At 71.4% G+C, this 21,977-nt stretch carries 15 protein-coding genes; 7 read left to right on the top strand and 8 right to left on the bottom strand.

What is annotated here, in order from left to right; translation table 11 throughout:
* Positions 1-924 (top strand): IPT/TIG domain-containing protein (locus KVT45_RS15320; RefSeq protein ID WP_254646782.1); only part of this gene is annotated, 924 nt, incomplete at its 5' end.
* 95 nt (positions 925-1,019) lie between these two features.
* On the opposite strand, the gene KVT45_RS15315 is transcribed toward KVT45_RS15320, so the two are convergent.
* From KVT45_RS15315 to KVT45_RS15285, 7 genes are all read right to left on the bottom strand, one after another.
* A complete protein-coding gene (locus KVT45_RS15315) occupies positions 1,020-1,532 on the bottom strand; it encodes a DUF1990 family protein (RefSeq protein WP_217547750.1) in 513 nt (170 codons plus the stop codon).
* Positions 1,533-1,603: 71 nt separating this feature from the next.
* Positions 1,604-3,247 (bottom strand): M4 family metallopeptidase, encoded by a 1,644-nt coding sequence (locus KVT45_RS15310; RefSeq protein ID WP_217547748.1) that lies wholly within the window; start codon positions 3,245-3,247, stop codon positions 1,604-1,606.
* 250 nt (positions 3,248-3,497) lie between these two features.
* Positions 3,498-5,546 (bottom strand): M4 family metallopeptidase, encoded by a 2,049-nt coding sequence (locus KVT45_RS15305; protein ID WP_217547746.1) that lies wholly within the window; start codon positions 5,544-5,546, stop codon positions 3,498-3,500.
* Between the two features lie 394 nt (positions 5,547-5,940).
* On the bottom strand, positions 5,941-7,680 hold the full coding sequence (locus KVT45_RS15300) for an ABC transporter ATP-binding protein (protein ID WP_217547745.1): 1,740 nt from the start codon (positions 7,678-7,680) through the stop codon (positions 5,941-5,943).
* Positions 7,677-9,485, bottom strand: coding sequence for an ABC transporter ATP-binding protein (locus KVT45_RS15295; protein WP_217547743.1), 1,809 nt, complete (start codon positions 9,483-9,485; stop codon positions 7,677-7,679). Before KVT45_RS15295 ends, KVT45_RS15300 begins: the two co-directional genes overlap by 4 nt.
* A 31-nt stretch (positions 9,486-9,516) precedes the next feature.
* Positions 9,517-11,403 carry an ABC transporter ATP-binding protein gene (locus KVT45_RS15290; protein ID WP_217547741.1) on the bottom strand — a complete coding sequence of 629 codons (1,887 nt, stop codon included), beginning with the start codon at positions 11,401-11,403 and terminating at the stop codon, positions 9,517-9,519.
* Complete coding sequence (locus tag KVT45_RS15285; RefSeq protein WP_217547739.1) at positions 11,400-13,319, bottom strand: ABC transporter ATP-binding protein; 1,920 nt, start codon at positions 13,317-13,319, stop codon at positions 11,400-11,402. The genes KVT45_RS15290 and KVT45_RS15285 overlap by 4 nt, the downstream gene beginning before the upstream one ends.
* A 192-nt stretch (positions 13,320-13,511) precedes the next feature.
* Between KVT45_RS15285 and KVT45_RS15280 the strand changes: the two genes are divergently transcribed.
* Genes KVT45_RS15280 through KVT45_RS15260 form a run of 5 tightly spaced genes read left to right on the top strand, consistent with a single transcriptional unit; the run spans position 13,512 to position 18,012 of the window.
* Positions 13,512-14,420, top strand: a complete 909-nt coding sequence (locus KVT45_RS15280) for an ABC transporter ATP-binding protein (RefSeq protein ID WP_217547738.1) — start codon at positions 13,512-13,514, stop codon at positions 14,418-14,420.
* Positions 14,417-15,151: an ABC transporter permease gene (locus KVT45_RS15275; protein WP_217547737.1), complete on the top strand. Its 735-nt coding sequence runs from the start codon at positions 14,417-14,419 to the stop codon at positions 15,149-15,151. Before KVT45_RS15280 ends, KVT45_RS15275 begins: the two co-directional genes overlap by 4 nt.
* Positions 15,152-15,176: 25 nt before the next feature.
* Positions 15,177-16,421, top strand: coding sequence for a sensor histidine kinase (locus tag KVT45_RS15270; RefSeq protein ID WP_217547736.1), 1,245 nt, complete (start codon positions 15,177-15,179; stop codon positions 16,419-16,421).
* On the top strand, positions 16,411-17,055 hold the full coding sequence (locus tag KVT45_RS15265) for a response regulator transcription factor (protein WP_217547734.1): 645 nt from the start codon (positions 16,411-16,413) through the stop codon (positions 17,053-17,055). The genes KVT45_RS15270 and KVT45_RS15265 overlap by 11 nt, the downstream gene beginning before the upstream one ends.
* 39 nt (positions 17,056-17,094) lie before the next feature.
* Positions 17,095-18,012 (top strand): dihydropteroate synthase, encoded by a 918-nt coding sequence (locus tag KVT45_RS15260; RefSeq protein WP_217547733.1) that lies wholly within the window; start codon positions 17,095-17,097, stop codon positions 18,010-18,012.
* Between the two features lie 106 nt (positions 18,013-18,118).
* Here the strand turns inward: KVT45_RS15260 and glgX are convergent, their stop codons facing one another.
* Positions 18,119-20,305 (bottom strand): glycogen debranching protein GlgX, encoded by a 2,187-nt coding sequence (gene glgX, locus KVT45_RS15255; RefSeq protein ID WP_308310733.1) that lies wholly within the window; start codon positions 20,303-20,305, stop codon positions 18,119-18,121.
* A 305-nt stretch (positions 20,306-20,610) separates the two neighbouring features.
* On the opposite strand from glgX, the gene KVT45_RS15250 reads away from it, so the two are divergent.
* Positions 20,611-21,846 (top strand): Ig-like domain-containing protein, encoded by a 1,236-nt coding sequence (locus KVT45_RS15250; RefSeq protein WP_217547729.1) that lies wholly within the window; start codon positions 20,611-20,613, stop codon positions 21,844-21,846.
* The last annotated feature ends 131 nt before the right edge of the window (positions 21,847-21,977 follow it).

The following is a 21,977-nucleotide window of genomic DNA, read 5'->3' as shown; positions in this document are numbered from 1 at the left end:
AACCTGGGCGGTACGACGCTGGTTCTCTTCGGTGCGAGTCCCGCCACGATCACCAACGTCACTGCCACGCAGGTCACGGTGACCGCGCCGGCGGGCAGTGGGACGGTGAACGTCACGGTGACCACGCCGGGGGGTGTCAGCAACGCGCTGCCTTACTCCTACACTGCCGTTCCGGCGCCCTCGATCGTCGGTCTCAGTCCTTCCAACGGGCCCACGGCGGGTGGCAACAGCGTCCTCATCACCGGTACCAACCTGGGCGGTACGACGCTGGTTCTCTTCGGTGCGAGTCCCGCCACGATCACCAACGTCACTGCCACGCAGGTCACCGTCACCGCCCCCGCAGGGCCACCGTCCGTGGTGAACGTGACCGTGACCACGCCGGGGGGCACCAGTAACCCACTGCCGTACATCTACGTCGCCGCCCCCGTCGTCATCGACGTGGAGCCGCACTTTGGTCCGGAGTCCGGCGGTACCACCGTCGTCATCACCGGCAGCAACCTGGCCCTCGCCACCGCCGTCGACTTCGGCGCGAACCCCGCCACCAGCTTCACGGTGGTCTCCGACAGTCAGGTGACAGCGATCGCCCCTGCCGGAATCGGCACGGTCGTGGTCACCGTGACCGCACCCGGCGGCACCAGCACCTTGGGCCCCGGCAACCCGTACTACACATACCTGGGCACCCCCACGATCACGGTTCTCATCCCGAACGAGGGCTCGACGTCGGGCGGTGACTCCGTCACCATCAGCGGCTCCAACCTCACCTTCACCGACTCCGTGACCTTCGGAGGAATCCCGGCCGCGTTCGTCGTGGTCTCGGACAGCGTCGTCGTCGCGACGGCACCGGCCCACGCGGCCGGAACGGTCAGCGTCCAAGTCCACACCCCGGCCGGCAACAGCAACGCCGTCCCCTTCACCTACATCTGACCCACACGGTGGGCGGGCAGGGACAACCGACCGAGCGGCGGGCCGCGGCCCCGCACGGCGATCTCTTCGCGGCGACGACGGACGTGAAACGCCGGTCAGTCCTCGGCCGCCTCTGCGCACAGCCTCCTGAGCACCGCCCCGCACCGCCGTGCGTACGCGTGCTGCAGTCCCCGGGTCGCCGCGCCGCCCGCGCGGGCGTACCACTTGGCAGGCTTGCTGAAGGCCGCGACCGTCAGCCAGACCGTGCCGTCCCCCGTGCGGTCGACCACGAAGGCCTCCTCGCCGGATTCGGGGTGGCCGGTGAGGGTGCCGTAGGCCCAGCCGGCGCGGCGGGACTCCTCGGCCGTCCAGACGATGCGGCAGGGGGCCTTGATGAGGCCGGCCAGGGTGACGGTGACGTCGACGCCCGGGGCCGCGCGGTCGGCGGTGGCGTCGATGCCCACGCCGAGGGCGCGGTGGAGTTCCCAGGTGAGGACTGCCTCGGCGGCCCGGTGGAAGACTTCCTGGCCCTCGCCTATGCGCGTGCGCACGTGCAGGGGGTGGAAGCCCGGTGGGCAGGCGGCGAGGTTCTCGCGAGTGGCGCCGACCGCCTCGTACGTGAAGGACATGGGAGAGAGCGTAGGGCGGGCCCCCGGGACGCCTTCTCCCCGGGGGCCCGCCTGTGCTGCTGGGGGCGGGGTCAGCTGACGTTGACCGCCGTCCAGGCCGCCGCCACCGCGTTGTACTCGGTGGAGCCGGAGCCGTACAGCGCGGCCGCCGCGGACAGCGTGCCGGTGCGGGCCGACTTGTAGTTGGTGGTCGACGTGAAGTACGTCGTCAGCGCCTTGTACCAGATCTGCAGCGCCTTGTCCCGGCCGATGCCGGTGACCGTGGAGCCGCTGTAGGTCGGGGAGTTGTAGGACACCCCGTTGATCGTCTTCGCGCCGCTGCCCTCGGACAGCAGGTAGAAGAAGTGGTTGGCGACGCCCGACGAGTAGTGCACGTCGAGGTTGCCGACCGAGGAGGACCAGTAGTTGGCGGAGCCGCCGTCCTTGCTGGGCTGGTCCATGTAGCGCAGCGGGGTGCCGTCGCCGTTGATGTTGATCTTCTCGCCGATGAGGTAGTCACCGGGGTCGGAGGCGTTGTTGGCGTAGAACTCGACACCCGTGCCGAAGATGTCCGAGGTGGCCTCGTTGAGGCCGCCGGACTCGCCGCTGTAGTTGAGGCCGGCGGTGTTGGCGGTGACGCCGTGGCTCATCTCGTGGCCGGCCACGTCGAGCGAGGTCAGCGGGTGGGTGTTGCTGGAGCCGTCGCCGTAGGTCATGCAGAAGCAGCTGTCGTCCCAGAACGCGTTGACGTAGGAGCTGCCGTAGTGGACGCGGGAGTAGGCGCCGACGCCGTTGTTCTTGATGCCGCTGCGGCCGAAGGTGTTCTTGTAGAAGTCCCAGGTCTCCTGGGCGCCGTAGGCGGCGTCCGCGGCGGCGGTCTGGTCGGTGGTGGAGCTGGAGGCCGCGCCGGTGCCCCAGACGTTGTCCGCGTCGGTGAACAGCGTGCCGGTGCCGGACGTGCCGTGCTTGAGGTTGTACGTCTTGTGGCTGCCGCGCGTGGCGTCGGTCAGGCTGTACGTCGAGCCCGACAGGGTGGTGTCGAGGCTGACGGTGCCCGAGTACAGGGTCTTGCCGGTGCCCGTGGCGTTCTCGATGCCCTGGTACTCGAAGAGCTTCTTGCCGGTGGCGGCGTCGGTGATGACGTGCAGCTGGTTGGGGGTGCCGTCGTCCTGGAAGCCGCCGACGATCGTCTCGTAGGCGAGGACGGGGGTGCCCGAGCCGGCCCAGATCACCTTGCGGGCGCCGTCGGCGGCCGACTTGGTGGAGCCCAGCGTCTTGGCGGCGGTGAGGGCCGCCTTCTCCGCCTTGGCGACGGTGAGCTGCGGCTTCAGGGAGGCCACCTTGATGGTCGCCTTGACCGCCTTGGTGACGCCCTCGGTCTTGCCGGCCTTGGAGGTGTGCACGACGATGTCGCCGCCGAGGACGGGCAGGCCCGCGTAGGTGCGCTCGTAGCGCGTGTGGACCGTGCCGTCGACGTCCTTCACGACGTCCTTGACGACCAGCTTCTCCTTGGTGCCGAGGCCTATCTGCTTGGCCGTCTCGGCGACGTTCGCGTCCGCCTTCTGGATCAGGGCGGTGCGGGCGGAGTTGGAGAGCAGCGTGGGGGCGGCGGCCAGCGGCTGCTTGTCGACGGCCGAGGCGTTCGCGGTCATACCGGTGGTGAGGAGGGCGCCGGCGGCGACAGCGGTGGCGATGGCGAGCGTGGTGCGCTTGTGACGCGCGTAGAGGGGGCTCACTCAAGCTCCTTCATGGTGTGGGGAGTCCGGGCGGAGTGGGGTTACCGGCCCGGCTGTGGGGATGTGAAGTTGCTGTGCTGTGCGACGGGTGATGGAAGAGTGACATCAAGGTCGCGTACATGTCAGGACCCTGAAGTGATGTTGGCCGAAAAGCAGGTGTTGGGTGAACGTTGCGGGCATGTAAAACGGGCGCCGCCCGAGGGGAGGATCCCCCCGGACGGCGCCCGGTGCCCGGCTCAGTCACCTGCGGTTACGGGAAGGTAACCTTCCACCCGTTGATCGTGCCGACGTCCTGTGCGGCCTGGTCCTGGACCTTCAACTTCCAGGTGCCATTGGCCGATTCCGACGAGGCGTTCACCGTGTAGGTGTCCGTCACGTTGTCCGCCGAGTCGGACGAGCTGAAGCTCTTCAGGCGGTACGACGTCCCGGACGGACCGACGAGGTCGATCACCAGGTCGCCACGCCACGTGTGGCTGATATTCGGCGTTACCTGCAAGTTGCTCGGCGCGTTGCCGGTCCGGCCGGAGACCGTGATCGACGAGGTGACCGCGGGCCCGTTGTCCGGAATCGACACAGGCGTGTTGCTCTCGTACGAGGTGCCCGTACCGCCACCGCCGCCGCCGGAGCGCGCACCGACGGCCACGGCCGCCCAGGCGTCCTGCACCGCCTTGTACTCGGTGCTGGTGGTGCCGTACAGCTCACCCGCCGCCGCGAGCGTGCCGGTGCGGGCGGCCGCGTAGTTGGTGGTCGAGGTGAACTTGGTGGTGAGCGCCCGGTACCAGATCTGCAGCGCCTTGTCCCGGCCGATGCCGGTGACCGGAAGGCCGTCCGACGTGGGCGAGTTGTAGCTGACGCCGTTGATGACCTTGGCGCCGCTGCCCTCGCTCAGCAGGTAGAAGAAGTGGTTCGCCACGCCGGACGAGTAGTGCACGTCGAGGTTGCCGACGCCGGAGTACCAACTGTCCGCGGAGCCGCCGTCCTTGCTCGGCTTGTCCATGTAGCGCAGCGGGGTGCCGTCGCCGTTGATGTCGATCTTCTCGCCGATGAGGTAGTCGCCGACGTCGGTCGAGTTGGCCGCGTAGAACTCCACGCCGGTGCCGAAGATGTCGGAGGTCGCCTCGTTGAGGCCGCCGGACTCGCCGCTGTAGTTGAGGCCGGCGGTGTTGGCGGTGACGCCGTGGCTCATCTCGTGGCCGGCCACGTCGAGGGCGGTCAGCGGGTCCGCGTTGCCGGAGCCGTCGCCGTAGGTCATGCAGAAGCAGCCGTCGTCCCAGAAGGCGTTCACGTACGAGTTGCCGTAGTGGACGCGGGAGTAGGCGCCGACGCCGTTGTTCTTGATGCCGCTGCGGCCGAAGGTGTTCTTGTAGAAGTCCCAGGTCTCGGCGGCCCCGTAGTGCGCGTCGGCACCCGCGGTGGCGGCGTTCGACGTGGTGCCGTTGCCCCAGGTGTTGCTCGACTGCGAGAACAGCGTGCCGGTGCCCGAGGTGCCGTGGTTCAGGTTGTACGTCTTGTGGCCGCCACGGTCGCCGTCGGTCAGGTTGTACGTCGAACCCGACTGGGTCGTCGACAGCGACACCGTCCCGCTGTACTGGGTGTTGCCGGTGCCGGTGACGTTCTCGATGCCCTGGTACTGGAAGAGCTTCTTGCCGGTGGCGGCGTCGGTGATGACATGCAGCTGGTTGGGCGTGCCGTCGTCCTGGAAGCCGCCGACGATCGTCTCGTAGGCGAGGACGGGGGTGCCGTGGCCGGCCCAGACGACCTTGCGGGCGCCGTCGGCGGCGGACTTGGTGGAGCCCAGCGTCCTGGCGGCCGCGAGGGCCGCCTTCTCGGCGCTCGCCGGGCTCTTGGCCGGGGTGAGGTCGGCGACCTTGAGTGTGGCGTTGTTCGCCTTGATGACCCGCTCGGTGGCGCCCGACTTGGCGGTGTCCACGACCAGGTCGCCGCCGAGCACCGGCAGACCGGCGTAGGTGCGCTCGTAGCGGGTGTGCAGGGTGCCGTCGGCGTCCTTCACGACGTCCTTGACGACCAGCTTCTCCTTGGCGCCGAGGCCTATCGCCCTGGCGGTGGCGGCCCGCTCGCCGCTCGCGTCGCGGAGCAGTTCCGCGCGCTGCGAGGGGGAGAGCTTGACGGCCGCGTGGGCCGGGTTGACCCGGCCGAGCTGCGGGGCGGCCGGGGCGGCGCTGGCGGCGCCCGACTGGACGGCCGCGGCGATCAGGGCGGTGACGCCCGCGAGGGCCACTGCTGCGGTGCGGCGGTACGTGCTGTGGGGGGTGCGTCTGCGAGAGGAACTGCTGCTCAACACTGACTCCTTCTGCGTGGCCGCGGGTCACACGGCCAGGGGAGATCCGGACGGCGGGTGGGCCGGCCGGGCAGAACTGGGCGAAGCGCGGAACCGTGTGCGTGTGCAGAACCGGACTCGACAGCAGCGGCGGGGTGAAGCTGTGGGGTTGCTGTGAGTCGGCCGTGGGAAGAGTGGCAGCAGAAAACGCCACCTGTCAGGACCGCGTCAGAAACTTGGCCGGAAATCGTTCGTTGACCGGATGTTCACGTCCGGTATGCGGACCGTTGCCCGGTGCTGCCGGCGAGGGCGCCCTCGACTACTCCGGCGGATACGTCATCCACCTCGCCGCCGGTACCTCCGGACGCCCTGTGAGGAGGGGACGCCCGGTGCGGAGGGGAGCGGCGCGGGTGCGTCAGGAGGGGTCTCCGTGCCAGGTCGCCCACAGCGCCGCGTACGCCCCGCCCGCCGCCACCAGCTCCTCGTGCGTGCCGAGTTCGGTGAGGAGGCCGTCCTCCATCACCGCCACCCGGTCGGCGTCATGGGCGGTGTGCAGCCGGTGGGCGATGGCGATGACCGTACGGCCTTCGAGTACGGCCGCCAGTGCGCGCTCGGTGTGCCGGGCGGTCGCCGGGTCCAGCAGCGCGGTCGCCTCGTCCAGGATCAGCGTGTGCGGGTCGGCCAGCACCACCCGGGCCAGCGCGAGCTGCTGGGCCCGCGAACCGTCGGTGGCCGTGCCGCCCGTGCCGAGCCGGGTGTCGAGGCCGTCGGGCAGGCCGCGCACCCAGTCGTCGGCGCCGACGGCGGTGAGCGCCGCCCACAGGTCGGCGTCGGCCGCGGCCGGTTCGGCGATCAGCAGGTTGTCCCGGACCGTGCCGAGGAAGACGTGATGCTCCTGGGTGACCAGGACGACCTGGCGGCGCAGCCGCTCCGGCTCCAGCCCCGCGATCGGCACCCCGCCCACGGTCACCGTGCCCGACCCGGGCGCGTCGACACCCGCCAGCAGCCGGCTCAGCGTCGTCTTCCCGGCGCCGGACGGCCCGACCACCGCGAGCCGCTCCCCGGGCCGCACCGTGAGGTCCACCCCGCGCAGCACCTCACCGCCGCGCTCATAGGCGTACCGCACCTCACGCACGTCGATCCGGTCGTCCGCCGGAGCGGGTGCCCCGCCGTCCGCCGCCGCCCGCGGGGCCTGTGCCAGCCCCTCCACCCGTGCGAACGAGGCACCGCTGGACTGCAGTTGCTCCACCCGCATCAGGATCTGGTCCAGCGGCTCCGTGAACTGCCGCAGATACAGCGCCGCCGACACCACCACCCCGACGCCCGCGTGCAGCAGCCCGCCGACCAGCAGCATCCCGGCCACCGGCACCGTGTACGACACCTCGACCGCCGGGAAGAACACCGTCCGCAGCCACAGGGTGTAGAACCGGGCCTTCCGGTTGGTCTCCAGGGCGTCCCGGCTCGCCTTGATCCGCTGCTCCTGGAGCCGGAACGCCTCCACCGTGCGGGCGCCCGTCACCGTCGCCGTGACGATCTCCGCGACGCCGGAGGTGGTGGCCCCCTCGGCGAGATAGCCGTCCCGGGCCCGGCGCAGATACCAGCGCAGCGCGATCCAGATCGGGGTCAGCCCGAGCACCCCGAACGCGGCCAGCACCGGGTCCAGGACGAACACCGCGCCCATCACGAACAGCGCCTGCACCGTGTTGACCAGCAGCTCCGGCCCGGCGTCCCGCAGGGTGGTGCCGACCGTGCTCACGTCGCCCGTGCCGCGCGCGGTCAGGTCGCCGGTGCCGGCCCGCTCCACGACCGACGCGGGCAGCGCCAGCGCCCGGTCCACGAACTCCTCGCGGACCCGGGCCAGGGTCCGCTCGCCGAAGCGGTGGCCGAGGTAGCGGGCGGAGCGGGCGAGCAGCAGCTGGGCGAGGGAGCAGAGCAGGATCCACCGGGCGAGGTGGTCCACGGCGTCCACCCCGCGGCCGGCCCGTACCTCGTCCACGATCCGGCCGACCAGCCAGGGGCCGACGAGGCCGGTGGCGGCGGCCGCCGCGTTCAGCAGCAGGGCGGCGGCGAAGGCCCCGCGGTCCGCCGCCACCAGGCGGAGGGTGGCCCGGCGTACGTCGGCGCGGTCGGCGACCGGGAGTTGACTCGTCGTCACCTGACGACCTCCTCTTCTTCCGTGTCCCTGGCCACGAGGGCGCGGTATCCGGGTTCGTACTCCAGCAGCCCCTCGTGGGTGCCGGTCGCGGAGACCTTGCCGTCGACCAGGAAGATCACCTCGTCGGCGTGGGCCAGCACCAGGGGGGAGGTGGTGGTGAGGAGGGTGGTGCGGCCGTCGCGTGCGGAGCGGAGGCGCTCCGCTACGAGGGCCTCGGTGTGGGCGTCGAGGGCGGAGGTGGGCTCCACGGCGAGGAGGACCTCGGGGTCGGCGAGGAGGGCGCGGGCGAGGCGGACGCGTTGGCGTTGGCCGCCGGAGAGGTTGCGGGCCTGGGCGTCGATCTGGGAGTCGAGGCCGTGGGGGAGGGCCTGGACGATGTCGCTGGCTGCGGCTGCGTGGAGGGCTTGGGTTGTTTGCGCGTCAGGGGGTGCGGCGGGAGGTGCGTCGGCGGGTGCGGGTGCGTGGGGGTTGCCCGCGCAGTTCCCCGCGCCCCTATGGGGCGCGTTGTGGCCGCCCGTTTGATACAGCCCCGCGCCCCTTAGGGAGTTGCGGAGAGTGTCGGCGAAAAAGTGGGCATCGTTGTCGGCCACCAGGATGCGGGTGCGTACCTCCGGGAGGGGTACGGCGTCCAGTCGTACCCCTCCCCACGTCACGTCCGAGCGGGTGTATCGGCCCAGGCGGTCCACGACCGATCCTGCCTCCGTCGGGGCGGCGCTCACCAGGGCCGTCAGGCGGCCGGGCCGGACCCGTACCCCCGACTCCGGGTCGTGCAGGACGGCCGGGCCGGCCGGGGGCTGCTGCGTGCCCTCGTCCGGGGTCGGCTCGTGGCGCAGGAGGCGTACGACCCTGCGGGCGGCCACCACGCCCCGGCTCAGTTGGTAGCCCATGTCGAGGAAGAAGGCCACCGGGCCGACCAGGACCGCTACATAGCCGTACACCGACACCAGCTGGCCCACCGTGATGTCGCCGTGGGCGGCCATCCGGGCCGCGATCCAGGTGACCACCGCCAGGAACACCGTCGGCAGCCCCATGCCCAGCGCCTGGACCCAGCTGGCCACCGCGCCCACCCGGTAGCCCTGGGCGCGCAGGTGCTGGGAGTCGCGGCGGAAGGCGTCCGCGAACAGGCCCTTGCCGCCGAGGCCGTTGAGGACGCGGAGGCCGCCCGCGAGGTCGCCGATGCGGGCCGTGAGCACGCTCTGGCGCTCCCGGTACTCGGTCTCCCTGCCCTGCAGCCGCCGGGCCAGCGGGCCAGCGAGGAGGGCCACCACCGGCACTCCGAGCAGCACCACGCCGGTCAGCAGGGGCGAGATCGTCATGAGGAGGCCGGCCACCACCGCGTACACGACGACCGCGCCCACCCCGGGCCCGACGACGGTCAGCGCCTGGGCGATGGTGTGCACGTCGCCGACGCCGATCGTGACGACCTCCCCGGCGTCGGCCCGGCGCGGCAGTTCGGCGCCGAGCCGCACCGTGTGCCCGACGAGCACCTTGATCGTGCGGAAGTACGCGTCCATCCGCACCCGGGTCATCGTGCGGTGGCGCATGATGCTGACCCAGGCGTTGACCGCCCCGAGGACGAAGATCGCCGCCGACCAGCCGGCCAGCACCGCCATATGGCCCGGCACCAGGCCGTCGTCCACGGCCCGGGCCATCATGTACGGCGTCCCGGCCATCAGCGTCAGCCAGACACTGCCCAGCAGCGCCCCGGCGAGCGAGCGGCCCGGCTGGCAGGCCACCAGCCACCACAGATAGGACCAGCCGCCTCGCGTGTCGGGCGTGCCCGGATCCTCGTACGCGTCGATCACCCTGCGACCCCTGTTCTCCCGGCCTGGTCGGCTAGGCCAGACTGTCCCGCCATGCCCGGTGCAGATCCGCGAACCGGCCCGTACCGGCGATGAGTTCGGCCGGGCGGCCGTCCTCGACGATGCGGCCGTGCTCCATCACCAGCACCCGGTCGGCGATCTCCACGGTGGACAGCCGGTGTGCGATCACCACCGCCGTACGGCCCTTGAGCACGGTCGACATCGCGCGCTGCACGGCACGTTCGCCGGGGATGTCCAGGGAGCTGGTCGCCTCGTCGAGGATCAGCACCGCCGGGTCGGCGAGCAAGGCGCGTGCGAACGCGACCAGTTGGCGCTGCCCCGCCGAAATGCGCCCGCCGCGCTTGCGGACGTCCGTGTCGTAGCCGTCGGGCAGCGCGGCGATGAACTCGTGGGCGCCGATCGCCTTGGCCGCCTGCTCGATCTCCTCACGGGTGGCGTCCGGCCGGCCGATGGCGATGTTCTCGGCGACCGTGCCGGAGAACAGGAACGCCTCCTGGGTGACCATCACGACCCCGCGCCGCAGTTCGGGCACGGTCAGTTCGCGCAGGTCCACACCGTCGAGGAGGACCCGGCCGTCGGACGGGTCGTAGAAGCGGGCGAGCAGTTTGGCGAGCGTCGACTTGCCGGCGCCGGTGGAGCCGACGACCGCGACCGTCTGCCCGGCCGGGAGGCCGAGGTCGAAGGTGGGCAGCACCTCGCCGCCGGTGCGGTAGGCGAAGCGGACACCGTCGAAGACGACCTCGCGGCCGGGGAGTTCGGTCGGGAGCGGGGGCAGTTCCCTGGGGACCGAGGGCTCCGGCACGGACGGGGTCTGGGCCAGCAGGCCCGCGATCTTCTCCAGCGAGGCGGACGCCGACTGGTACGAGTTGAGGAACATGCCGAGGCGGTCGATCGGGTCGTACAGCCGCCGCAGGTAGAGGACGGCCGCGGCGAGGACACCCAGCTCCAGCGAGCCGGACGCCACCCGGTAGGCGCCCCACAGCACGATCACCGCGACCGAGGTGTTGGCGACCAGCCGGGAACCGACCACGTACCGCGCCATCTCGAGGAGCGCGTCGCCGTTCGTCCGCTCGTGGCGGTGGTTCAGTACGGCGAACTCGGCGTCGTTGGCGGCCTCCCGGCGGAACGCGCGCACCGGGCGGATGCCGTTCATCGTCTCCACGAACTTCACGATGACCGCCGCGATCGCCGTGGACCGCGCCTTGTACACCCGTACCGCGCGCCGCTGGTACAGCCGCACGAGCAGGTACAGCGGTACGAAGCTCGCCACAGCTACCGCACCGAGGCCCGGGTCCAGCCAGAGCAGCATCGCCGAGATGTAGAGGAAGGAGAGGATGACCGTGACCAGCTCCTGGAGGCCCTCGGCCAGGAGTTCGCGGAGCGACTCGACGTCCGTGGTGGAGCGGGAGATGAGGCGGCCGGACGTGTAGCGCTCGTGGAAGTCGAGGCTCAGTGCCTGCGCGTGGCGGAAGATGCGGCCGCGCAGGTCGAGGAGGACGTCCTGGTTGACGCGCGCGGACGCCCGGACGAACGCGTACTGGAGGCCGCCGGAGAGCAGCGCGCTCAGGCCGTAGCCGACCGCCACCGCGATCAGCGGGCCGTGGTCGTGGCGGCGGAACGCCGGTACGGCCGTGTCGATGGCGTACGCCACCAGCAGCGGGCCCGCCTGGACCGCCGCCTGCTGGAGCAGCAGCAGAAGCGTGGTGACGGCGACCCGGCCCCTCATGGGGGCGAGGAGCGAGCGCAGCAGGGTGGCCGTGGCGCCGGGCGGGGTGGGCAGGACGTCCCGGTCGAAGGGGTCGCCGGCGGCCGGTTCGGTCGAGTCGGTGGCTTCGGCCGGATCCCGGCGGGGGCGTTCGTCGTCCTCGTCCGGGGCGGGGAGGGAGGTGGCGGCGGTCATCGGCGGTGATCCTCCCCGGACATCAGGTGGGCGTACTCGGCGTTGGTGCGCAGCAGTTCGTGGTGGGTGCCGACGGCGGTGACCCGGCCGCCGGAGAGCAGGGCGACGCGGTCGGCGAGCAGGACGGTGGAGGGGCGGTGGGCGACGATCAGCGCGGTGGTGTCGGCGAGCACGTCGCGCAGGGCGGCCTCGACGGCGGCCTCCGTGTGCACGTCCAGGGCGGAGAGCGGGTCGTCCAGGACGAGGAAGCGGGGCCGGCCGACGACCGCCCGCGCGAGCGCGAGGCGCTGGCGCTGGCCGCCGGAGAGGCTGAGGCCCTGCTCGCCGACCTGGGTGCGGGTGCCCTGGGGGAGGGCGTGTGCGAAGTCGGCCTGTGCGACGGCGAGGGCACGGGCCAGCTCGGGCTCGCCGGCGCCGTCCTCGGCTCCCATGAGCACGTTCTCGCCGACGGAGGCGGAGAAGAGGGTGGGTTCCTCGAAGGCCATGGCCACGAGGGAGCGGAGTTCCTCGCGGGGCATCGCGGTGATGTCCCGGCCGTCCAGGGTGATCCGGCCCGAGGTGGCCTCGTGCAGGCGGGGGATGAGGGCGGTGAGGGTGGTCTTGCCGCTGCCGGTGGCGCCGACGAGGGCCATGGACTCGCCGGGGCGGATGTGGAGGTCGATGCGGGTGAGGGTGGGGGCGGAATCGGGGGCGGCGTCGGGGTAGCGGAACTGCACGTTCTCGAAGCGGATCCCGTCGGGTGCCGATGAGGTGGGTCCGTCGTCGGGTGCGGGCCGGTGGGGGCTGGTCGCGCCCGCGCGGCGGAGCCGCATATTGTCTCGCCCCGCGCCCCTTTGGGGCGCTGCGCTGAGGCGCCCCGTAAGGGGCGCGGGGAACTGCGCGGCCAGCCCCCACGCACCCGCAGCCGAAGACGAATCGGCGTCTTCCGTCAACGCGTCCCGCGCTTCGAAGAAGCGTTCTGTCGCCGTCGCCGCCTCCTGGCTCATCGCCAGCAGGAAGCCGATCGACTCCACCGGCCATCTCAGTGCCAGTGCCGTGGACAGGAACGCCACCAGCGTGCCCGCGCTGAGGTCGCCCTCCGCGACCTGTACCGAGCCCCAGAAGAGGGCCGCTCCGATGGCCACTTCGGGCAGCGTCACGATGACGCCCCAGATCATCGCCAGCATCCGCGCCTTGCGCAGCTCCGTGCCCCGCAGGGTCCGTACCAGGTCGCGGAAGGCGCGGGCCTGGCTGCGGTGGCGGCCGAAGCCCTTGATGATGCGGATGCCGAGCACGCTCTCCTCGACCACCGTCGTGAGGTCGCCGACCTGGTCCTGGGCGAGCCGGGCCACGTCCGCGTACCGGTTCTCGAAGATCACGCACGTCCAGACCACGGGGATCGTGGGGCCGAGGATGACCAGGCCCAGCGTCCAGTCCTGCGCCAGCATGATCAGCACGCCGACGAGGATCGTCACCCCGTTGACCAGCAGGAAGGTCAGCGGGAAGGCGAGGAACATCCGGAGCAGCATCAGGTCGGTGGTGGCCCGGGAGAGCAGCTGGCCGGAGGCCCAGCGGTCGTGGAAGGCGACCGGCAGGCGCTGGAGATGGCCGTACAGGTCCGCGCGCATCCCCGCCTCGACACGCGAGAGAGGTCTGGCGACCAGCCAGCGGCGCAGGCCGAAGAGCAGTGCTTCCGCGATGCCGAGCAGCAGCAGGTACAGCGCACCGAGCCAGACCCCGGCCGGGTCGCGGTCGGCCACCGGGCCGTCCACCATCCACTTGAGGACGAGGGGGATCACGAGCCCCGTACAGGAGGCGACGATCGCCACGAGCGCGGCGACGGACAGCCGTACCCGCACCGGCCGTACGTACGGCCACAGGCGCAGCAGGGTGCGGACGGCGGAGCGTTCCTTGGTGGTTGCACGTGTCGGAGGCATCAGGGGCGAGCCTACGGATCGGCACTGACAACGCCCACCGAGTTTTGGCCGGACCGGAATCCGCCGCTGGACCTACGACCAGCGCGTTCGAGGGGTCGTACAGGTGGATTCGCGGCATCGGCCGATCGGTTGATGCCGGTTCCAGCGGGGCGGGCGATGTGGCGGACCAGGCCCGGACGGGACCCTCGGAGCATGCCAACCGTCATCGAAGTCACAGACCTGCGGAAGTCGTACGGCGGCCGGGCCGTCGTCGACGGGGTGAGTCTCGCCGTCGAGGAGGGCGAGATCTTCGGGATCCTCGGGCCGAACGGGGCCGGCAAGACCACCACCGTGGAGTGCGTGGAGGGGCTGCGGGTGCCCGACGGGGGAAGGGCGCGGGTCACCGGGCTCGATCCCGTCGCCGACCACGAGAGGGTCGCCCGCGTCCTAGGCGCCCAGCTCCAGGAGAGCGAGCTGCAGGCCAAGCTCACCGTCCGCGAGGCCCTTGAGCTGTACGCCTCCTTCTATACGAGCCCGCTCGACTGGGCGCCGCTCGCCGAGCGCCTCGGGCTCACCGGCAAGCTCGCCACCCGGTTCGGCAAGCTGTCGGGCGGGCAGAAGCAACGCCTGTTCATCGCGCTGGCGTTGATCGGGAACCCGCGGGTCGTCGTCCTCGACGAGCTGACCACCGGGCTCGACCCGCGGGCCCGGCGCGACACCTGGAAGCTGATCGAGGACGTCCGGGACCGCGGGGTCACCGTCCTGCTCGTCACCCACTTCATGGAGGAGGCGCAGCGGCTCTGCGACCGGATCGCGGTGATCGACAAGGGACGGGTGGCCGCCCTCGACACCCCGGCCGGGCTGATCCGCCGCAGCGCCGGCGCCACCGTCATCAGCTTCACCCCGTCCGCCCCCCTGGACGACCACGACCTCGCCGCCCTCCCGGCCCTCGCCTCCGTCGAGCGCAAGGACGGCCGGATCACGCTCTCCGGCACCGACGAGACCGTCAACGCCGTCATCACCCTGCTCGCCCGGCACCGCATCACCGCCCACCAGCTCCGGGTCGTGGACGCGACCCTCGACGACGCGTTCCTCGACCTGACCAAGGAGGAAGCAGCATGAACACCGCCGTCCTGCGCACCGAGTTCCGGCTGTTCCGCCGCGAACCGGGCGCCGTCTTCTGGGTCTTCCTGTTCCCGACGCTGCTGCTGGTGATCCTCGGCTCGATCCCCTCCTTCCGGGACGCCGACAAGTCCCTGGGCGGGCTGCGGCCGATCGACGCCTACGTGCCCATCGCCGTACTGATCGCCCTGATCATGTCCGGGGTGCAGATCCTGCCCCAGGCGCTCACCGGCTACCGGGAGCGGGGCATCCTGCGCCGGATGCGGCTCACCCCCGTACAGCCCTCCGCGCTGCTGTCCGCTCAGATGGTGGTGCAGGGCACGGTCGCGCTGGGCTCGGCGCTGCTCGCGCTCCTGGTCGGCCGGCTCGCCTTCGACGTACGACTGCCGAAGCAGCCGGGCGGATACCTGCTGGCGCTGCTGCTCGCGGCCGCGGCCGCCCTCGCCCTGGGCTCCGTCGTCTCGGCGCTGTCCCGCACCACGAAGATCGCGGGCGCGATCGGCTCGGCGGTGTTCTTCCCGATGATGTTCTGTGCGGGCGTGTGGATCCCGGTGCGGGAGATGCCGCACGCCATGGCCCGGGTGGTGCAGCTGACCCCGTTCGGCGCGGCGGCCCGCGCCCTGGACCGGGCGGCCGCCGGACAGTGGCCCGGCTGGGAGCACCTGGGCGTGCTCGCCCTCTGGACGGTCCTGCTGACGGCGGGTGCCGCCCGCTGGTTCCGCTGGGAGTAGGCGGCCGGCCGGGCAGACTGGGGACATGACCGTGGAGGACAGCCAGATCGAACGGCGCTGGGAGCAACTGCACACCTGGGGGCCGTACGGGTTCCTCGGCATCAGCATCGTCCTCGGGGTCGTCTCCGCCGACCCCCACACCGCCCAGGCCGAGTGGTTCACCGCCTGGTCCCTGGTCGGCGCCGCGGTCGTACTCCAACTGTGGTGGCACGCCACCGGGTTCCGCCGCCCCGACCGCGGCCGTACGCCCTCCCCGGCCGGGACGGCGTACTACGTGGTCCGCTGGGCCCTCGCCTTCGTGCTCACCTGGCTCAGTCCGTTCTTCGCGTTCTACGCGGCCACCGGCTACATGGACGCCGACGAGCTGCTGCCGCGCCGGTGGCGGCGGCTCGGGCTGCTGGCGAGCGCGGTCACCGTGGCCGGTGCGCAGACGGGCGGGATGCCGTTGCGAAACGTGCTCCAGTGGCTCCTCTTCGCCGTGCTGCTGGCCGCCAACTCCGCACTCCAGGTGGGGATCGCCCATCTCAACGACCAGGAGAAACAGCGGACCCGCGAGCGCACCGAGACGATCGCCGCCCTGCGCCAGGCCCTGGACGAGAACGCGGCCCTGCACGCTCAGCTCCTCCTCCAGGCCCGGGAGGCCGGGGTGGCCGACGAGCGGCGCCGCCTCGCCGCCGAGATCCACGACACCATCGCCCAGGGGCTGGCCGGGATCATCGCCCAGCTCCAGGTCGTCATCAACACCCCCGATCCGGAGGTGGCCGAGGAGCATGTGGGCCGCGCCCTGGCCCTGGCCCGGCACAGCCTGGGGGAGGCCCGCCGCTCGGTGCACAACCTGGCGCCGGTCGCCCTGGAGCACGACGGGCTGCCCGAGGCGCTCCGGAAGACGGTCGCCGAATGGGGCGAACGGACGGACACACGCGCCGATTTCACCCTCACCGGCACCGCCGAGCAACTGCACGAGGAGGTCGCGGCCACCCTCCTGCGCATCGTCCAGGAGGCCCTCTCCAACGCCGCCCGGCACGCGCACGCCTCCCGGGTCGGCGTCACCCTCTCCTACCTGGGCGAGGAGGTCATCCTCGACATCCGCGACGACGGCACCGGCTTCGACCTGCTCACCGTGCCCGCCCGCAGCCGGGCCGGCGGCTTCGGCCTGGACGGCATGCGGGCCCGCGCCGAACGCATCGCCGGCTCCCTGACCGTGGAGTCCGAACCGGGGCTCGGCACCGCCCTGTCGGCGCGCGTACCGTTGGTCCGCCATGACAACTGAGCCCCCGATCACGCTGCTGATCGTCGACGACCACCCCGTCGTCCGCGACGGCCTGCGCGGCATGTTCGAGTCCGCCGCCGGCTTCACGGTCCTCGGCGAGGCGCCGAACGGCGCCGAAGCCGTCACGCTCGCCGGCGCCCTCGACCCGGACGTGATCCTGATGGACCTGCGGATGCCGGGCGGCGGCGGGGTCGACGCCATCCGCGAACTGACCCGGCGGGGCGCCCGCGCCCAGGTCCTGGTCCTCACCACGTACGACACCGACTCCGACACCCTCCCCGCGATCGAGGCGGGCGCGACCGGCTACCTGCTCAAGGACGCCCCGCGCGAGGAGCTCTTCACCGCCGTCCGCGCCGCCGCCCAGGGCCGCACCGTCCTCTCCCCGGCCGTCGCCTCCCGCCTGGTCTCCGCCGTCCGCGCACCCACCGCCCCCGCCAACGAGCCCCTCTCCACCCGCGAACGCGAAGTCCTGGCCCTCGTCGCCCGGGGCACCTCCAACCGCGAGATCGCCCGCGAACTCTTCATCAGCGAGGCCACGGTGAAGACCCACCTCACCCACCTGTACACCAAGCTGGGCGTCAACGACCGTGCGGCGGCGGTCGCGACGGCGTACCAGCGGGGGATTCTGGGCTAGCACGGTGCTTCTCAGGCGGTCGTACAGGAATGAGGTCGGATGATTTCCCTTGCCCATTTGACAGATCTCGCGCGGCGATTCGAGGGTGATCTTTCCTTACCCGTCGAACCACTTCGAGTGGGGGATCGAGAAATCGACGTCGACACCACCCCCGCCATCATGGGATGCATCAACCTCTCTCAGGACTCCACCTATCGAGAGAGCGTCGCGACCTCGACCGAGTCCGCCGTCAGGAGAGGTCGCATCCTCGCGGCACAAGGCGCCGATATCGTCGACATCGGCGCCGAGTCGAGCAATCCCCGCACTGGGCAGGTCTCCGTGCAGGAACAGGTGGCCGCCCTGGTGCCGGTCGTGAAGGGGCTCGCCTCGGAAGGTATCGCCGTATCGATCGAGACCTACGAGCCTGCCGTTGCCCGGTCGTGCCTGGACGCGGGGGCGCTCCTGATCAATTACTCCGGCGGGCTGGCATCGGACGGTGAGATATTCCCCATGCTGGCCGACCATGAAGCGACAGTTGTCCTGTGCCACGTAGAGGGGAAGAACTCCCGGGACGTGCGCGCCAAGGGCATCGACCAAGATCCCATCCCCAGGATGCTCGACTACTTCGAGAGGCGTGTGGATCACGCTCGCTCGGCCGGGGTCGATCGAATCGTCATCGACCCCGGGATCGGCTTCTCTCACGACAGACACATATCCGCTGATGCCCGTGTTCACTATCAGAGCCGTGCCCTCTTGAACACGTTCCGGCTTCGACGGATAGGTCTTCCCATCTGCCATGCCTTGCCGCATGCCTTCAGTCTCTTCGAGGACGAGTTCCGCACCGCCGAAGGCTTCTTCACGGTTTTGGCGCATCTAGGGGGAACGGGTGTCTACCGTACTCACGAAGTTCCTCGGATAAGGGCGGTACTGGCTGCCCTCCGAGCACTCGGCCCTCAATCCTTCGCTCCCAGAGCCTAACCAGGGTAGGGCAGGAGCCCGGCGGCGATCCTCTCCCAGGACGCCTTCAGCTCCGTCGGCAACTCCGGTTTGTCGGGGGTGGGATCGGCCTGTTCGCCGGCTTCTGTCACCCGGTCACCTTGAGCAACAGCACCGCCCGCCCCGGGACCGTGATCACCGTCCCCGCCTCGTGTACCACCCCCGGCTCCGTGCCCTGCTCCTCCAGTGAGGTGTCCACGAGCACCTCGTAGCGTTCCGCCCATGGCGGCCCCGGCAGCAGGAACTCCGCCGGGCGGTCGCCGGCGTGGAGGACGGTCAGGAAGCTGTCGTCCAGGACCGGGGCGCCGCGTTCGTCGCGGCCGGGGATGTCCCGGCCGGAGAGGTACATGCCGAGGGTGGCGGCCGGCGCGTACCAGTCGCCCGCGGTCATCTCCTCACCGTGGGCCGTGAACCAGGCCAGGTCGCGCAGGCCGTCCGCCGAGTGCGCGCGGCCGGAGAAGAAGGCGCGGCGGCGCAGCACCGGGTGGCGGTGGCGGAGCCGGATGAGGCGGGAGGTGAGGTCGAACAGCGGCCGCCAGGCGGGGTCGTCCAGCAGGCTCCAGTCCAGCCAGCTGATCTCGTTGTCCTGGCAGTAGGCGTTGTTGTTGCCGCGCTGGGTGCGGCCCAGTTCGTCGCCCGCGACCAGCATCGGGACACCCGTCGAGAGGAGAAGAGTGGTGAGGAGGTTCCGCAACTGGCGTCGGCGCAGGGCCCGTACGCCCTCGTCGTCCGTCTCGCCCTCCGCGCCGCAGTTCCAGGAGCGGTTGTCGCCGGAGCCGTCCCGGTTGTTCTCGCCGTTGGCCTCGTTGTGCTTGTGCTGGTACGACACCAGGTCGCGCAGGGTGTAACCGTCGTGCGCGGTGATGAAGTTGACGGAGGCGTAGGGGCGGCGGCCGCCCCAGGCGTAGAGGTCGCTGGAGCCGGAGAGGCGGTAGCCGAGGTCGCGCACGTCCGGCAGGGCGCCGCGCCAGAAGTCGCGGACGGCGTCGCGGTAGCGGTCGTTCCACTCGGTCCACAGGGGTGGGAAGGCGCCGACCTGGTAGCCGCCGGAGCCCACGTCCCACGGCTCGGCGATCAGCTTCACCCGGCGCAGCACCGGGTCCTGGGCGATCACGGCGAGGAAGGGGGAGAGCATGTCGACGTCGTGCATCGAGCGGGCCAGCGCGGCCGCGAGGTCGAAGCGGAAGCCGTCCACGCCCATTTCCGTGACCCAGTAGCGGAGTGAGTCGGTGATGAGACGCAGTACGTGCGGGCGCACCACGTGCAGGGTGTTGCCGCAGCCGGTGTAGTCGGCGAAGCGCCGGGCGTCGTGGTCCTGGAGGCGGTAGTAGCCCCGGTTGTCGATGCCCTTCAGGGAGAGCGTCGGGCCCAGCTCGCCGGCCTCCGCCGTGTGGTTGTAGACCACGTCGAGGATGACCTCTATCCCGGCCGCGTGCAGTGCCCGCACCATCCGCTTGAACTCGCCGACCTGCTGTCCCGTCGTCCCGGCGGCGGCGTAGGCCGCGTGCGGGGCGAAGTAGCCGATGGAGTTGTAGCCCCAGTAGTTCCTGAGGCCGCGCCTCAGCAGGTGGTCCTCGTGGGCGAACTGGTGGACGGGGAGCAGTTCCACGGCCGTCACGCCCAGGTTGACGAGGTGGTCGACGGCGGCCGGGTGGGCCAGTCCGGCATAGGTGCCGCGCAGCTCCTCCGGTATCCCCGGGTGCAGTCTGGTGAAGCCGCGCACGTGCAGCTCGTAGATGACGGAGTCCGCCCACGGCGTCTTCGGGCGGTGGTCGTCGGACCAGTCGTCGTCATCGTGGACGACGACGCCCTTCGGGACGTACGGCGCCGAGTCGCGGTCGTCGCGGACGGTGTCGGCGACCTGCTGGTCCGGCCAGTCCCGCACATGCCCGTACACCTCGGGCGGCAGCGCGAACTCGCCGTCCACCGCCCGCGCGTACGGGTCCAGGAGCAGCTTCGCCGGGTTCCAGCGGGCGCCGGTCCAGGGGTCCCAGCGGCCGTCGACCCGGTAGCCGTACCGCTGTCCCGGCAGCACACCGGGGACGAACCCGTGCCAGATCTCGTGCGTGAGTTCGGTCAGCGGGATGCGGGTCTCCCGCCCCTGCTCGTCGAAGAGGCACAGCCGGACCGCCTCCGCCCCGGCCGCCCACAGCGCGAAGTTGGTGCCCGCCACCCCGTCCGGGCCCACCCGGAACCGGGCTCCGAGCGGTGTCGACGCCCCCGGCCACGCCGACGGGACGGGAAGCGGCGTCCCGTTCACCGCCGGGGCGTCCACCGTGGGGCCGTCCGCCCTCGGGGCCCGCGCCCGTGCCCCCTGCTGCTCGGCTGCGCTCGTCACCTGTCGGCCCCTTATTCGTGTCCCGCGGCTCGCCGACCACCGGGGCGCACCCACCCGCGTCCGAGCGGCCGACGGCGCCCGGACTCCCGGTCCCGGGCACGGTCGGCGGCTCGCTACGGACGTGCCCGCGACGGCTCTCGCGGGCACGGCGGCTCCCCAGCTCGTCGTCCTTCCCTCTGTTCTGCCCAGTGCCGGCGTCGCACTCACGTTTCCCCGGGGCATGCACGCTCGTTGAGCCGCACGTGAGGCATCCACAAGGGCGCGCACGGCGCGCGGGGGCCGCGTTGGCGGCGGTACTGACATGGGCGGGACTGCTCGCGGGAGCCGCCGGCTGCTCCTCGGACGACACGGGCGGGCTCGGCCTCGACCACGTCCTCGGAGGCAAACCGCCGGCCCCCGAGGACGTCATCCGCATCTCCCCGGACGACGGCACCAAGGCCGTACGGCCCGGCGACCGGCTGACGGTACGGGTGCCCCACGGCCACCTGGAGTCCGTCAGCGTCGTCAGGTCCCAGGACGCCCAGGACTCCCCGGTCCCCGGGCACATCGGCCCGGACGGCACGACCTGGCGGCCCGACGATCCGAAACTCGCGCTGGCCGCCAAGTACACGGTCGACGCGGTCGCCCTGGACGGCGAGGGCCACCGCTCCGCCCGGCACACCACCTTCACCACGCTCGTCCCCGACGAACGCTTCATCGGATACGTCACCCCGGAGAACCGGGCCACCGTCGGCACCGGCATGATCGTCTCCCTCGCCTTCAGCCGCGAGATCGAGGACCGCGCCGCCGTCGAACGCGCCGTCCAGGTCACCGCCAAGCCCGCGGTCGAGATCCGCCCGCACTGGTTCGGCAAGAACCGCCTCGACTTCCGCCCCGAGCACTACTGGCAGCCCGGCACGGTCGTCACCGTCGGCCTCGGGCTCCGCGACGTCGAGGGCGCCCGCGGTGTCTACGGCCTCCAGTACAAGACGTTCACCTTCACCGTCGGCCGCAGCCAGGTCTCCCTCGTGGACGCGGCCGCCCACACCATGCAGGTCCGCCGGGACGGCGCACTGCTCGCCACCGTGCCGATCACCGCGGGGGCGCCCGAGCACACCACCTACAACGGGAAGATGGTGGTGATGGAGATGCACGACGTGACCCGCATGAACAGCCGCACGGTCGGCTTCGGCGGCGAGTACGACATCCCCGACGTCCCGCACGCCCTCAAACTCACCGACTCCGGCACCTTCCTGCACGGCAACTACTGGGCACCGGACGCCCCCGGCCACGTCAACGTCAGCCACGGCTGCGTGGGTCTGCGCGACGTGAAGGGCGGCAGCTCGGACACGCCCGCGGGCTGGTTCTACGACCGCAGCCTGATCGGGGACGTGGTCGAAGTCGTCAACAGCAAGGATAAAACGGTCTCTCCGGACAACGGCCTCGGAGGGTGGAACATGGGGTGGAAGGAGTGGAAGGCGGGCAGCGCGGTCAAGTAACCAGGTGGGGGGCGGGTCGGTGGGGGCGAGAAGTTGCGACGCAACGGTGACATTCGCCCAACACCAAGCTCAAAACCCTGCGGTTACTATGCGCCAGATGCGCGCGCCTGACGCGCCGGGGTGGGCCTGAC

It is taken from the genome of Streptomyces sp. GbtcB6 (assembly GCF_019091475.1).
Classification (GTDB): Bacteria; Actinomycetota; Actinomycetes; order Streptomycetales; family Streptomycetaceae; genus Streptomyces; species Streptomyces hyaluromycini.
The sequence above is the reverse complement of the archived record's forward strand: the minus strand, read 5'-3'. Positions and strand labels throughout refer to the sequence as shown.

Bases quoted from the DNA above. Each gene is read 5' to 3' on its own strand.
- KVT45_RS15290 (WP_217547741.1), bottom strand. From the start codon at position 11,403: ATGACCGCCGCCACCTCCCTCCCCGCCCCGGACGAGGACGACGAACGC.
- KVT45_RS15260 (WP_217547733.1), top strand. From the start codon at position 17,095: ATGATTTCCCTTGCCCATTTGACAGATCTCGCGCGGCGATTCGAGGGT.
- KVT45_RS15275 (WP_217547737.1), top strand. From the start codon at position 14,417: ATGAACACCGCCGTCCTGCGCACCGAGTTCCGGCTGTTCCGCCGCGAA.
- KVT45_RS15270 (WP_217547736.1), top strand. From the start codon at position 15,177: ATGACCGTGGAGGACAGCCAGATCGAACGGCGCTGGGAGCAACTGCAC.
- KVT45_RS15285 (WP_217547739.1), bottom strand. From the start codon at position 13,319: ATGCCTCCGACACGTGCAACCACCAAGGAACGCTCCGCCGTCCGCACC.
- KVT45_RS15280 (WP_217547738.1), top strand. From the start codon at position 13,512: ATGCCAACCGTCATCGAAGTCACAGACCTGCGGAAGTCGTACGGCGGC.
- KVT45_RS15265 (WP_217547734.1), top strand. From the start codon at position 16,411: ATGACAACTGAGCCCCCGATCACGCTGCTGATCGTCGACGACCACCCC.
- KVT45_RS15315 (WP_217547750.1), bottom strand. From the start codon at position 1,532: ATGTCCTTCACGTACGAGGCGGTCGGCGCCACTCGCGAGAACCTCGCC.